The sequence below is a fragment of the Leisingera sp. S132 genome (assembly GCF_025144465.1).
GTDB lineage: Bacteria > Pseudomonadota > Alphaproteobacteria > Rhodobacterales > Rhodobacteraceae > Leisingera.
Genome location: NZ_CP083553.1, coordinates 2602133 through 2615457, shown reverse-complemented (window position 1 = coordinate 2615457; position 13325 = coordinate 2602133). Strand labels below are relative to the sequence as shown.

Sequence of the window (13325 nt, the reverse complement as noted above, 5' to 3'; positions counted from 1 at the left end):
AGGCTGAGAATGGCTGTCAGAGCGGTTCGTAGAAACTCTTTTCGTTCGCACCATCACCTTCCTTTGAAACCCTGTTTTCGTTAGTTGTCATGAGCTTACGTTGTTGTTCCTGGCGCATCCGGGGCACTTTGAAGACACATTGCATGGCAGTGACAATGGGGCTGGGCAGGTCTGCCAGTCGGGCGACGCCCAGATCGAGGCAGAGGATGCAGTGGACCCCAACCGGATGCAAGTTGCCGCACAAGCGGGGGAAGGGCGCCGTTTTCCGCGGTGCGGGAGGGCGGCGGCTTGCATGCCCGGTGGCAAGCCGGGCGCCGGGATCAAAAAACGCCAGCGCCGGGAACTTCTTTCGCACCCTCCGGTTCGGGAAGGGTGGCCGGATCCCCGGAGCTCCCTGCCTCAAGCTGCCAGTTGCGACGCGACCTGCCGGATGGCACGCTCCAGGATGTCGAACATCTCGTCGATCTGGTCCAAAGTGATGATCAGCGGCGGCGAGAACACCGCCATGTTGATCAGCGGGCGCACGATCAGGCCCATCTCCTCGCAGGCGGCATCGATCATCGAACCGAGCCTGCGCTCGGCCTCCAGATCCCCCGCCTGGCATTCGATGCAGCCCAACAGCCCTTCACCGCGGGCGTCTCCGACGATATCGAATCTCATCAGATCACGCAGGCGCGCCTGAAAATGCGGAGTGACGGCCCGGACATGCTCCAGAATGCCTTCGCGCTCGATGATCTCGATGTTCTTCAGCGCCGCAACACAGGACACCGGATGGCCTGAATAGGTATAGCCGTTGGTGTAGGAGGAGGGCGTCCCCAGATGGCTCATCTGCTCCATCAGCCGGTCGGACATGATGCAGGCGCCAAGTGGCAGATAGCCGGAGGTCAGCCCCTTGGCGCAGGTGATCATGTCGGGCTGGATGCCAAAAGCCTCCTCGGAGGCGAACCAGTGGCCGAGGCGGCCAAAGCCGGTCACCACCTCGTCGGAGATATAGAGGATGTCATTGGCCCGGCACAGCGCCCAGGTGCGCTTGTGATATCCGGGCGCCGGCACGATAACCCCGCCTGATGACAGGATCGGCTCAGCGATGAAGGCTCCGATGTTCTCCGCGCCGATCTCCGCAATGGCGTGTTCCAGATCCGCGACCTTGGCGTCGCACCAGTCCGCAACGCTCATGCCTGCGGGACGGCGGTAGGGGTTCACGTCCGGCAGGAAATGCACCAGCCGGGTCTCAAAATCGAAATGGCTCTGGTCGCGTTCCTTGCCGGTCACCGAATGCGCCAGGTAGGTGGAGCCGTGGTAGCCCTTCTCGCGGGCAATGATTTTCTTCTTCTGCGGCTTGCCGCGGCGGTTGTTCATATACTGCATGGTGCGCAGCGCCGTATCCACCGCTGTGGATCCGCCGGTGGTGAAAAACACATTGTTCAGGTCGCCCGGCGCCATGCCGGCGATCTTCCTGGCCAGCACTGCCGAGGGCTCGGTGGTATTGGTAAAGGGAGACGTATAGGGCAGCTTCATCACCTGCGCGGCGATGGCATCGGCCATTTCCCGGCGGCCATAGCCGATCTGGGTGCACCACATGCCGCCCGGCCCGTCGATGTAGCGCTTGCCGGCAGCGTCCTGCAGATGGATGCCGTCAGCGCTCTCCATCAGCATGTTGTCGTAGCCGCGCCAGTCGTCCATCGCCATCCAGGGGTGCAGCTGATGGGTGCGGTCCCATTCATGCAAGGTGTCAGGACTGGGTTCGTTGGCAAAGGCGTTCGGTTTCATCTTGGTCATTGGTATGCCTTATACGGTTTAACACGGCTGCGGCGGGGTCGCCCGCGCGCGGCTGCTGTTGAAGAAAGGCTTGCCTTTAGTGGAGGCAGGCCCCGGCCGCTTGTTCCATTGGCCTTCCTCGGTGACATGGATTTCGGCCCGGAGATCATCGGTGATGCCATCGCCGAAAGGCGCGTTGAACTCGGCCAACGCGATGTTGCGCTTGGCGGCGGGGGCAAACACCCGGGGCCGCATGCTCCGCTTTCCTCTTACTCTTGTGATTGATCCGCGCGCCGTCCGCCGGTTTGAAACCGCCAATCCCGTTCTTGCGCAGGCGGTAGCGCAGGCCGGCTTGCCTTTGCGCGCCGAGGTTGCTGCCGCGGTCAGCCCGTTGTGCCCGGCGCCGGCCGCGATGGCGTCATATCTGTCGTGCTGCCCCATGGTGTACTCCAGGTTCGGCTGTCGCTGAGAGGAGCCTAGAAGAGAAGATTTTCCGCGTAAAGTTTTTTTGAGCGCTCAAATAAATACAATGAAGCTGACAGCACCATGGAATTGTGGAACAAGGAGAAAATTGAAGTTTGGATTTCTCATGGTGGCATCACAGGGCAGTGGCAGGAAGCCGCGAAAGGAACGCAAGGAAAACGCCGACATGCGCCGGCGGCAGATTCTCGATGCAACACTGAAATCGCTTGTCGCCAACGGGCTGGCCAAGACGACGCTAGCAACAGTGGCCAATGAAGCCGGGCTTTCGCAGGGGGTTGCCGTCTTCTATTTCAAGTCCAAAACCGGCATCCTGACCGAAGCGCTGCGGGACCAGTACCAGACTTATGAGGCACATTGGCAGGCGGTCTTGGAAAAGGCGCCCGCGGATCCCGCGGTCCGGCTGCGCAAGATCATCGAAGCGGATTTCAGCGCAAGGATCTGCAATCCTAGTTCGCTCGCCGTCTGGTTTGCCTTTTTCGGTGAGCAGAACTTTGTCCCGCAATATGCCGAGATCACCGGCGAGTTCGAGGAGAAGAGGTCTCAGATGCTCGCAGAGATCTGCCGCAAACTGATGCCAGAAGACGCCGGAAAGGCGAACTTGGCTGGCGGCTGGATAGACTCGCTGACCGATGGCTACTGGCAAAAGCTGCATTTGTTCCCGCACATCTACACCAGGGAAGAGGCGCTGGAGCAGACACTGAATTTCCTTCAGATACTGTTCCCCGGCCATGCGGAGGCTTTCCAGGCAAAGGCTGTCAGTTAAGCCAGTCAGCGGCCTGAAGGGGCTTCTCCGCGTCAGCGGGTTTATCCTGAAATTTCATGGGGTAAGCCCGGGCGGCGCCACCGTGGGTGTGCCCTGCAAGACCCGCCCGCCAAGCTGGCTGCTCAGCGCACAAGTGCTCTCGCCGTGGCGGGCGTAAGGGCTTTTATGCCGAAATCCTTTGAGCGTTTCTGCTTCAGGCTGGATTGCGTTTGACACCCGTGCGTCATTTGCAACGTCACCTCCCGGGTTGGATCAGCGGCACCGGACAGGTGATGAGTATAAGTTTGGCCTATGATGTGATGGGTATTACCGATTTTTATTGATGGGCAAACCTGTCAAACTGCCAGTCGAAGAAAAAATTAAGACCAGAAAAGCCCCGTCAGAGGGTGAATCATAACAACACCAAACCAACAGAGGAAATCCATGACACAGAAAGCGTCTTTTTTAACCGCTCTGGCCTTTACCATGACGGCGGCCAGCGCGGCCTTCGCCGAGACGGAGCTGACCGTTTATACTGCGGTTGAGGCCGAAGATCTTGCCCGCTATGCCGAAACCTTCAATCAGAGCCATCCGGACATCAAGATCAACTGGGTTCGTGACTCGACCGGGATCATCACTGCCAAGCTGCTGGCCGAGCGTGACAATCCGCAGGCGGATGTGGTTTGGGGGCTGGCGGCAACCTCGCTGCTGCTGCTCAAATCCGAAGGCATGCTGGAACCCTATGCGCCTGCCGGTGTGGATCAGCTGGATCCGAAGTTCGTTGATGGCGACAGCCCGCCCAGCTGGGTTGGCATGGACGCCTGGGTGGCTTCTGTCTGCTACAACACGGTTGAGGCAGAGAAACTGGGCCTGACACCGCCCGCGTCCTGGAAGGATCTGACCGATCCGCAGTATGCCGGCCATGTGATCATGCCGAACCCCAACTCCTCCGGCACCGGTTTCCTGGATGTGTCCAGCTGGCTGCAGATGTTCGGAGAGGAGGAGGGCTGGAAGTACATGGACGCGCTGCATGAAAACATCGCGCGCTATACCCATTCTGGTTCCAAGCCCTGCAAGCTGGCGGCGGCTGGCGAGATTCCGATCGGGATCTCCTTTGCCTTCCGCGGTGCCAAATCCAAGGCCGCGGGCGCACCGCTGGAAATCATCGTGCCTTCGGAGGGCGTCGGCTGGGACATGGAAGCAACTGCCATCGTGGCCGGCACGGCAAACCTCGAAGCGGCGCAAACGCTGGTCGACTTCACGGTCACCAAGGAAGCCAACGAAATGTACAACACCGGCTATGCGGTTGTGGCTTACCCGGGCGTCGCCAAGCCGGTTGAACATTTCCCCGAAGGCCTTCTGGATGCGATGATCGACAATGACTTCGAGTTCGCCGCCAACAATCGCGCCGCGATTCTCAAGGAATGGCAGGCCCGCTACGACGGCAAGTCGGAAGCGAAATAAGCCTGCAGGGGCGGAGGGTTAGCCTTCTGCCCCTTTGTCTTCCCCGATCTCACTGCCCCATGCCCTGAGCCAAGCCGCCCGTTGACAAAAGACAGGGTGCTGCGTTGGCATATGCAAGGACCAACGATGTGCTTCAAATGACCCCGCCAAAAGAAACCTATCTGAGTATCCGCGACCTCTGGAAAGCCTTCGGCAGCTTCATCGCGCTGAAAGACATCTCCCTGGATGTGACGGAGGGCGAATTCATCTGTTTCCTCGGCCCTTCCGGCTGCGGCAAGACCACCCTGCTGCGCGCCATTGCGGGTCTGGATCTGCAATCCAAGGGCACGGTGACCCAAGGCAGTCAGGACGTCTCCAACCTGCCGCCGTCGGAACGCGACTTCGGCATCGTATTCCAGTCCTACGCTCTGTTTCCGAACCTTACCATCGAGAAGAACATCGCCTTCGGTTTGGAAAACGCAGGCCGCAGCAAGCAGGAAATCAACGCGCGGGTCAAAGAACTTCTGGAACTGGTCGGCCTGCCGGATCAGGGCCGCAAATACCCGGCCCAACTGTCCGGCGGCCAGCAGCAGAGGATTGCCCTGGCACGGGCGATTGCCACCAACCCTGGCCTTTTGCTGCTGGATGAACCGCTGTCGGCACTGGATGCCAAGGTGCGCGTCCACCTGCGCCACGAGATCAAGGAACTGCAGCGCAAGCTGGGTGTCACCACCATCATGGTGACCCACGACCAGGAGGAGGCGCTGGCGATGGCCGACCGCATCGTGGTGATGAACCACGGGGTGATCGAGCAGGTCGGCTCCCCGACCGAAATTTACCGGGAGCCGTCCAATCTGTTTGTCGCCGACTTTATCGGCGAGATGAACCAGATCAGCTCTTCGGTTGCCAAGGGCGGGCGTCTGGCTGTGGGGGAAAAGACCTTTGCCTGCCTGCCGCATGAATTTTCCGATGGCACCCCGGTCATTGCCGCCATCCGGCCTGAGGATGTGATCCCCCATGAGGCCGGGTATCTGCAAAGCAGCGGCAACCGCAACTGCATCGACGTCCAACTGGCCGAAATGGAATTCCTCGGCTCATTCTGGCGCTGCCGCCTGACCAATGAGCGTTTCGGCGGCAAGGAGCTGATTGCAGATTTCTCAATCAACGCCGTGCGGCGCCTGGATCTGGAGGCCGGCTGCCAGATGGAAATCGAACTGCCCGACAACCGGCTGATGGCCTTTGCGAAAGACGGGCAGGGGGCGTGACGCAGATGACTGATACCACGCAATCCGTCATGCCCGCTGGTCCTGTGATCAAGAGCAAGCTCAGCCGCGACGATATCATTATGCGCGGCAGCATGATCATCATCGCGCTTTACCTGGTCGTGTCGCTGGTCTTTCCGCTTTATGCGATGCTGTCGAAATCTTTCTCCACCTACCGGGTGGAGCTGTCGCAGTATGAATTCCAAGTCAGCGATGAGGCCGGGACGTTTGACGGCAGCATCCTGACCGGTGCGGACCTGAACGCCAGAACTTCCACCTTTGCCGAAACCGATCTGTCTACAGGGGCCGACGGGCGGCTGCCGGTCACTGGCTTTTTCCCGGACTTCAGCTTCCGCAGCCCGGTGATGTATCAGATCCGCAATACCTCTGAAACCGGCCGCTTTCTGATCGGCTCCAACCTGCAAACCGGCACCGAATGGGTCACGCTCGACTCCAACACCTTCCGCCGCGTGCAGCTGCGCCCCGTGAAGGCGCAGGGTCTGGACAATTTCGTCTCCTACTTCTCTACGCCCGCGCTGTTCAACTCGATCAAGAACTCGCTGTGGATTGCGGTGCTCAGTACCGTTGTCACCGTCTCGCTTGCGTTCTGGTTCGCCTACGCGCTGAACCGCAGCTGCATGAAGTACAAGGGGGTGTTCCGCCTCATCGCCATGGCGCCGATCCTGGTGCCGTCGCTGCTGCCAGGTATCGCGCTGGTCTACCTGTTCGGCAATCAGGGCATGATCAAGGAGCTTCTGTTCGGTGCCAGTATCTACGGGCCGATAGGCATCGTCATCGGCTCAGTCTTCTTCACCTTTCCGCATGCTTTCATCATCATCTCCACCGCACTGGCCATTTCGGACGCCCGTCTTTACGAGGCTGCCGCCAGCCTGCGTTCAACGCCTTGGCGCACTTTCTGGACCGTCACGGTTCCGGGCGCGCGGTATGGCCTGATCTCGGCGGCCTTCGTGGTGTTCAATCTTGTGATTACCGATTTCGGCCTGCCCAAGGTGATCGGCGGCCAGTTCAACGTGCTGGCGGTGGATATCTACAAGCAGGTGATCGGCCAGCAGAACTTTGAAATGGGGGCGGTGGTCTCTGTGGTGCTGGTGATCCCGGCAATCCTCGCCTTTGCCATCGACCGCATGGTGCAGTCGAAACAGGTGGCGCTTCTGTCGGCCCGCTCTGTCCCGTATGAACCGCAGCCGAACAAGAAGATGGACCGTATCTTCTTTGCCTATTGCACACTCGTTGGCCTGTTCATTGCCGGCCTGCTGGCAGTCTGCCAGTTTGCGGCGCTGATCAAGTTCTGGCCCTACGACCTCAGCCTCAGCCTCAACAACTACCAGTTCGACAAGATGGACGGCGGCGGCTGGGGCTCTTATGTGAACTCCATCAAGCTGGCGCTGATGACGGCAGTGGCCGGCACGGCGGTTGTGTTCTTCGGCGCCTATCTGGTGGAGAAGTCCAAGGGCTTCCACACCGGGCGCGCCATCTTCCAGATGTTTGCGATGCTGCCGATGGCAATCCCGGGCATGGTGCTGGGGCTGGCCTATATCTTCTTCTTCAACAACCCCGCCAACCCGCTCAATGCGATCTACGGCACTATGGCGATCCTGGTGGTCTGCACCGTCACCCACTTCTACACGGTGTCGCACCTGACGGCAGTCACGGCGCTGAAGCAGATGGACCGGGAGTTTGAATCCGTCGCCGCGTCGCTCAAGCAGCCGACGATGAAGCTGTTTGCCCGCGTTACGGTACCGGTCTGCCTGCCGGCGGTGCTGGACATCTCGATCTATCTCTTCGTGAACGCGATGACGACGGTGTCGGCGGTGGTGTTCCTCTATTCACCCAAGACCACACTGGCATCGATTGCGGTGCTGAACATGGACGATGCCGGCGACATCGCCCCTGCGGCAGCGATGGGGATGATGATCTTCTACACCAACGCGCTGGCGCGGATCATCCACCTGCTGGCATCGCGGGGCATCCTGAGAAGGACCCAGGCCTGGCGCAGCCGCTGACAATCGGTTTCGCCAGACAGCTAACGGGGTGGTGCAGCCATAAGGTGCGCGCCACCCTATCATGATTCCATAGATTGTATTTTAAAAATAAAAAACAGCCGCAAATGCACGCCCAGGGTGCATTGGTATCCTGTTGTTAACAGCTGTCCCCCAATTTGGCCTCGAAACGTTTATATGAGTGAGGCGAAACTATGGGTGCGAACGAAAAGGCAGCAGCGCCGGATACAGGTCAGGCCAGCAACGACCTTCAGGGGGTCGTGGACGCAATAAACCGTGTCCAGGCTGTCATTGAGTTTGAGCTGGATGGCACAATCATCACGGCGAACGAGAACTTCCTCGCTACGGTCGGTTACACGCTGGGGGAGATCCAAGGCAAGCACCATCGTATGTTCTGCGATCCGGCCTATGCGGCGTCTGATGAGTACCGGGACTTCTGGCTGCAGCTCGCGATGGGCGAGTTTTCGGCCGGCGAATACAAGCGCCTCGGCAAAAACGGCGCTGAGGTTTGGATCAACGCCTCCTACAATCCAGTGTTCGATGCGAGCGGCAAACCCTGCAAGGTGGTCAAGTTTGCCACCGATGTCACCAAGCAGAAACAACTGGAACAGGTGAACCTGCGCAAGACCACGGGATATGAGAACGCCTCTGCCGCGATGATGACCGTTGATCGGGACTTTATCGTCACCGATGTCAATGCCGCGACCCGAGAGCTGTTGAGCCGCAGTGCAGAAGCTTTTGCACAAGTCTGGCCGAACTTCGATCCGGCCCATATCATCGGCACCTGCATCGACCAGTTCCACAAGAACCCGGCCCACCAGCGCAAGCTGCTGTCGGACCCTGCCAATCTGCCATACAAGACCGACATTACCATTGGGGATTTCAAGTTTGCGCTGAATGTAGGCGGTATCTTCGATCAAAACGGCGAATATGTCGGCAATATGCTGGAATGGGACGATGTGACCGAAGCCCGGATGAACGCCGGCGTTCTGGCCGCTCTGGACCGGGCGCAGGCCATCATCGAATTCACTCCGGACGGTAAAATCACCAACGCCAACGGGAATTTCCTGGCGACTGTGGGGTATGCGCTCGATGAAATCGTTGGTCAGCATCACCGGATGTTCTGCGATCCGGACTATGCGGGTTCTCCGGAGTACAGCAAGTTCTGGGCCGATCTGGCCGCAGGAGAATATGCGGCAGGCGAATTCAAACGCTTCGGCAAGGGCGGTGCGGAAGTTTGGATCAACGCCTCCTACAACCCGATTTTGGACGCAGGCGGCAAGACCTTCAAGGTGGTGAAATTCGCCAGTAACATCACCGAAGAGAAACAGCGGACGGCTGAGCAGGACGGTAAGATGGCAGCAATCAGCCGGGCCCAGGCCATGATCGAGTTTGAACTGGACGGCACAATTCTGACCGCCAACCAGAACTTCCTGGCAACCGTCGGATATTCGCTTGACGAGATCCGCGGCCAGCATCACCGGATGTTCTGCGACCCGGAGTACACAAGTTCGCCTGAATACCGGAAGTTCTGGGCCGATCTGGCTTCTGGCGAGTTCTCGGCCGGCGAATACAAACGCTTTGGCAAGGGCGGCAAGGAGGTCTGGATCAACGCCTCCTACAACCCGGTGTTCAATGCGGATGGCAAACCGTTCAAGGTGGTGAAATTTGCCACCAACATCACCGCGGAAAAGCAGGTGGCACAGGAAGTGTCCCGGATTGCAACCCAGTTTGCTGAGCAGTCCAAGAAGATCTCGGAACAGGCCCACACGGTTGCCGGCGGCGCCCAGACCCTGGGCTGCACCACCGAGGAGATCAGCGCCTCCGTCGAGGAGCTGAGTGCCTCCATCGACTCGATTGCTCAAAACAGCAATCATTCCGACGAGATCGCCCAGAAAACCAAGGAAGAGGCCGACCTGGGGGCAAAGGCGATTGAACGGTCGATCGAAGCCATGGACCTGATCAACGCCTCTTCCGAGGAGATCAGCGAAATCGTCAAGACGATCAGCGAGATTGCCGGACAGACCAACCTGCTGGCCTTCAACGCCGCGATTGAGGCTGCGCGGGCAGGCGAACACGGCCTCGGCTTCTCTGTGGTGGCTGACGAGGTGCGCAAGCTGGCGGAGCGGTCGTCGCAATCTGCCAAGGAAATCAGCAAGCTGATCAATGAAACGGTGAAACGCGTCACCCAAGGCAGCGAGGTCTCGAGAGAGGCTGGCGCGGCCTTCACAAAGATCCTCACGGGGATCTCGGATACCACCGATTCCATCGCTCAGATCTCAGTGGCAGCAAACGAGCAGCAGACAGCGGCACGGGACGTTTCCGAGGCCATCCAGAGCATTGTGGATGCATCCGAAGAAGCTGTCATCGCGTCGGATTCCATCGCCGCTGCGACCGAGGAACTGAACAGCGGAGCGCAGGAATTGAAGACGGAAGTCGGCCGGCTCGGCTGCTGATTTATTGCATTGGCGAAAGGACCGGGGATGAGAAAACCAGACACCGACATCACCATGAGCGATGGGGATTTTTCTAAACTCCGCGCCATCGTTCACCGCAATACAGGAATAACCATCGGCGAGACCCGCAAGACGATGCTGGTCAGCCGCTTGCGGCGGCGGCTGCGGGAGGTCGATGAGCCGAGCTTTGCATCCTATATCTCCCGGCTGGCATCCGACCCTGCGGAGATGCAGGAGCTGACAAACCGGGTGACCACCAATGAGACCTATTTCTACCGCACACCGCGGGTCTGGGACTATTTCCAGAATGTGTTCCTGCCGGAATTCCACGCACGGGGAGAGAACCTGCGGATGCGGGTCTGGTCAGCCGCGGCCTCAACCGGGGAGGAGGCCCATACCATCGGCACCATCCTGGAGCAGCAGCGGCTGGAGAAACCGGGTTTCGACTATTCCGTGCTGGGCACGGATGTTTCTTCGCGGGTTCTGGATGTGGCGCAAACGGGGGTCTACAACGGCCGCTCGATTGCCCGTTTCCGCAAAGAACAGCCCGGCCTGTTTGCCAGCCACATGAAAGGCAGCGATGCGGACGGCTACAAGGCGGTGCCGCAAGTCCGGGCCCGGCTGAAGTTCAAGCTGCATAACCTGCTGGAAAGGCTCGGCGGCACCAGCCCGTTCGATGTTGTTTTCCTGCGCAATGTGCTGATTTACTTCACCGATGAAGACCAGGAGAAGATCCTCCAGCATGTCAGGGAGCTGATCAAACCAGATGGGGTTCTGTTCATCGGTGAAAGCGAGACACTGAACAACCTTCGTACCGGGTTCGAACAGCTGGCACCGATTATCTACCGTCCGTCCGCCAGAGTAAGCAGCCCATGTGCGTGAATGATGTTCAGAAAATCCATGTGCAGATCGGCCAGGTGAAAACCGGCCGGACGGGACAGTCGCTGAACGCGATACTCGGCTCCTGCATCGGCCTCGGGCTGCTGCATCCGGCCAAGGGGATCTACGGGCTGGCGCATTGCCTGCTGTCCAAGGCGCCGGACACCTCCGATGCGATCAGCGGCAGGCATGTCGATCAGGCGCTCAGGTCCTTGCAGTCGCTGATGGAGGTGTCCGGCAAGGATCTGCGCAAGCTCCAGGCGATTGTTGTCGGCGGTGCCAACATGACGATGCCCGAAGACACGGATCCCGAGCGTCTTGTCGGCAGCATCAATGCGCGTGCCGCCTACCGGGCGCTGCGGGACGCCGGCGTCCGCAACATCCACGAAGATGTCGGCGGTATGCAGGGACGGCAGGTGACCATCGACTGCTCCAGCGGCGAGTTCACTGTCAAATCCATTCCGCGCTTGGGGGTGCAGTCATGAAACCGGAAACCTCGGCCCCGCTGATCCTTGGCGCGCACAGCGCCGCCCAGGGGCATGCGGGATGCTCTGCGGACGGGGCGGAGGGCGGCGCAGCGGCCGGGCAAGCTGCGCCGCCGCCCGCAGCCAGGGCGCAGCGCAGCCACACAAACAAATACGGGTCTTTCCTGATTGACGACAGCGAATTTGCAATACCGGTCTCCTCGCTCCAGGAGATCGTGAACGAACCGGAGGATATTTCGCCGGTGCCGCTCGCGCCGCCTTTCATGCTGGGTCTGTTTAACCTGCGGGGCATGATTGTCCCGGTCATCGACCTGCGCAGCCTGCTGGAGTTCCCGGCGGCTGACAGCATCCAGGCGCGCAAGGTTGCTATCATAGAACACGGGGAACACTGCATTGGCCTGCTCTTTGACAGGACCGGCGAGGTCTTGAACGGAAAAGGCGTGGCGCGGGTGGATTTCCGCCCCAATGGCGAGGGCATCAAGGATGTCGTCGTCGATGGGGTCCTCAAATTCGAGGACGGCAAAAGGCTGGTTCAGGTTCTGGACCCGCATGAATTGCTGAATCTGGAAAAACTGCCCCGGGCGGACAATGAGGCCAGTAAGGAAACCGTCAAGCTCAACAGGGGAAAGAAGCTCGCCTGCGTGTCCTTTCAAACCGGCCACACGACATGCGCCATTGACCTTCGGCATGTGAAAGAGGTCAGAACCGTTCCCAAGCTGGAACAGTCCCTGCTGACCGGCGGCAATGTGATCGGCACCGCGAACATGCGCGGTGTCATACTGCCAGTGATAGATTTTCGCGGCTTTATGGGCGACGACGCAACTTTCAAGCTTGGGGCAACCATCCCCAAGGAACGCCGCATGCTGGTGATCGATACCCTTGAGGGGCCGGTCGGGCTCATGGTTTTCTCGATCGACAGCATCCTGCCGTATTTCGAGGATGAGGTGCTGCCCTTTGCCAAGCTGGCCCTGCCGCGCGGCGATCTGGTGAATGGGTGTCTGCTGGATAAGAACAATCAGATCGTCATGATGCTGGACCCTGGAAAGCTGCTGAGGGAGCCGAGCTTTCTGGCGGCGGCGAAGGCCTGTCAGGAAGTTTTCCCACCCGAGACGGCAGAGGCCGAGGCTGAGGAACAGGAAGCCCGGGCAGTGCGGCGCACATTCATCAAATTCACTTTCGAGAAAAGGTTCGCGCTGGACACTGCGCAGGTCAGCGAGGTGATCAACCGGCCCAAGGATCTTCTGGAACCGCCGTTTTCGTTGGAATTCGTCGAAGGAATCCTCAATTTGAGGGGGGAATTGATCACGCTGTTCAACCCGCGGATGCTATACGGGCTGCCGCCGGCGTCCAGTCAGGATCAGAAGGTTCTGATTTTCCGCCATGGCGAGCAGAAATTCGGGATTCTGGTGGATTCAGTTGATGAAATCATCATCACAACTGAAAACCGGGTGGCTGAGCTGAAATCCCTGGATCAGCAGCATGCGTCCAAAAGCATCGCCGAGGATGTCACCGGCTGCCTGCAGCATAAGACGCAGGACGGGCGCTACGAGTCGATCCTGATCCTGGACACAACCGCTCTGGTGGACCGCTGTTTCCACGCCGCCTAGCGGAGCTTTGTTGTGCTGGCGCAGTCAGACAGCGGCGGCTCCGTTCAATCAATTGCAGCCGCTCAAGCGCGGGCCGCCAGATAGTCGCGAATGCGCGTTGCTTGGGCGGATGCCTCCGGGATGTTGTGTCATCGCCCGTCCTGAACGGCGCGCTGGCCTGCCTGAAGAAATTGGCTGCCCGGCGAAGTT

Annotated in this window: 11 protein-coding genes; 8 read left to right on the top strand and 3 right to left on the bottom strand. The window is 59.5% G+C overall.

Features of this window, described 5'->3' with window-relative positions; translation table 11 throughout:
- Positions 1 to 16 precede the first annotated feature (16 nt).
- From K3725_RS12940 to K3725_RS12930, 3 genes are read right to left on the bottom strand one after another with little or no spacing between them, the layout of a single operon-like run.
- Complete coding sequence (locus K3725_RS12940; protein ID WP_260015735.1) at positions 17 to 355, bottom strand: hypothetical protein; 339 nt, start codon at positions 353 to 355, stop codon at positions 17 to 19.
- A 44-nt stretch (positions 356 to 399) separates the two neighbouring features.
- Complete coding sequence (locus K3725_RS12935; RefSeq protein ID WP_260015734.1) at positions 400 to 1779, bottom strand: aminotransferase; 1380 nt, start codon at positions 1777 to 1779, stop codon at positions 400 to 402.
- Between the two features lie 18 nt (positions 1780 to 1797).
- Positions 1798 to 2013, bottom strand: coding sequence for a hypothetical protein (locus K3725_RS12930; protein WP_260015733.1), 216 nt, complete (start codon positions 2011 to 2013; stop codon positions 1798 to 1800).
- A gap of 274 nt (positions 2014 to 2287) precedes the next feature.
- Between K3725_RS12930 and K3725_RS12925 the strand changes: the two genes are divergently transcribed.
- From K3725_RS12925 to K3725_RS12890, 8 genes are all read left to right on the top strand, one after another.
- A complete protein-coding gene (locus tag K3725_RS12925; protein ID WP_260015732.1) occupies positions 2288 to 3004 on the top strand; it encodes a TetR family transcriptional regulator C-terminal domain-containing protein in 717 nt (238 codons plus the stop codon).
- 465 nt (positions 3005 to 3469) lie between these two features.
- Positions 3470 to 4447: a putative 2-aminoethylphosphonate ABC transporter substrate-binding protein gene (locus K3725_RS12920; protein ID WP_260015731.1), complete on the top strand. Its 978-nt coding sequence runs from the start codon at positions 3470 to 3472 to the stop codon at positions 4445 to 4447.
- Positions 4448 to 4584: 137 nt separating this feature from the next.
- Positions 4585 to 5691, top strand: a complete 1107-nt coding sequence (locus K3725_RS12915; RefSeq protein WP_260015730.1) for a putative 2-aminoethylphosphonate ABC transporter ATP-binding protein — start codon at positions 4585 to 4587, stop codon at positions 5689 to 5691.
- 5 nt (positions 5692 to 5696) lie between these two features.
- Positions 5697 to 7712: a putative 2-aminoethylphosphonate ABC transporter permease subunit gene (locus tag K3725_RS12910; RefSeq protein WP_260015729.1), complete on the top strand. Its 2016-nt coding sequence runs from the start codon at positions 5697 to 5699 to the stop codon at positions 7710 to 7712.
- Between the two features lie 191 nt (positions 7713 to 7903).
- On the top strand, positions 7904 to 10165 hold the full coding sequence (locus K3725_RS12905; protein ID WP_260015728.1) for a PAS domain S-box protein: 2262 nt from the start codon (positions 7904 to 7906) through the stop codon (positions 10163 to 10165).
- A gap of 27 nt (positions 10166 to 10192) precedes the next feature.
- Complete coding sequence (locus K3725_RS12900; protein ID WP_260015727.1) at positions 10193 to 11047, top strand: protein-glutamate O-methyltransferase CheR; 855 nt, start codon at positions 10193 to 10195, stop codon at positions 11045 to 11047.
- The gene (locus tag K3725_RS12895; RefSeq protein WP_260015726.1) at positions 11038 to 11529 is read left to right on the top strand and encodes a chemotaxis protein CheD; all 492 of its coding nucleotides are present in this window, start codon (positions 11038 to 11040) and stop codon (positions 11527 to 11529) included. The genes K3725_RS12900 and K3725_RS12895 overlap by 10 nt, the downstream gene beginning before the upstream one ends.
- Positions 11526 to 13136, top strand: coding sequence for a chemotaxis protein CheW (locus K3725_RS12890; RefSeq protein ID WP_260015725.1), 1611 nt, complete (start codon positions 11526 to 11528; stop codon positions 13134 to 13136). The genes K3725_RS12895 and K3725_RS12890 overlap by 4 nt, the downstream gene beginning before the upstream one ends.
- Positions 13137 to 13325 lie beyond the last annotated feature (189 nt).

Excerpts from the sequence above, each read along its gene's own strand:
- K3725_RS12935 (WP_260015734.1), bottom strand. The coding sequence starts at position 1,779 with ATGACCAAGATGAAACCGAACGCCTTTGCCAACGAACCCAGTCCTGAC.
- K3725_RS12930 (WP_260015733.1), bottom strand. The coding sequence starts at position 2,013 with ATGCGGCCCCGGGTGTTTGCCCCCGCCGCCAAGCGCAACATCGCGTTG.
- K3725_RS12925 (WP_260015732.1), top strand. The coding sequence starts at position 2,288 with ATGAAGCTGACAGCACCATGGAATTGTGGAACAAGGAGAAAATTGAAG.
- K3725_RS12920 (WP_260015731.1), top strand. The coding sequence starts at position 3,470 with ATGACGGCGGCCAGCGCGGCCTTCGCCGAGACGGAGCTGACCGTTTAT.
- K3725_RS12915 (WP_260015730.1), top strand. The coding sequence starts at position 4,585 with ATGACCCCGCCAAAAGAAACCTATCTGAGTATCCGCGACCTCTGGAAA.
- K3725_RS12910 (WP_260015729.1), top strand. The coding sequence starts at position 5,697 with ATGACTGATACCACGCAATCCGTCATGCCCGCTGGTCCTGTGATCAAG.
- K3725_RS12905 (WP_260015728.1), top strand. The coding sequence starts at position 7,904 with ATGGGTGCGAACGAAAAGGCAGCAGCGCCGGATACAGGTCAGGCCAGC.
- K3725_RS12900 (WP_260015727.1), top strand. The coding sequence starts at position 10,193 with ATGAGAAAACCAGACACCGACATCACCATGAGCGATGGGGATTTTTCT.
- K3725_RS12895 (WP_260015726.1), top strand. The coding sequence starts at position 11,038 with ATGTGCGTGAATGATGTTCAGAAAATCCATGTGCAGATCGGCCAGGTG.
- K3725_RS12890 (WP_260015725.1), top strand. The coding sequence starts at position 11,526 with ATGAAACCGGAAACCTCGGCCCCGCTGATCCTTGGCGCGCACAGCGCC.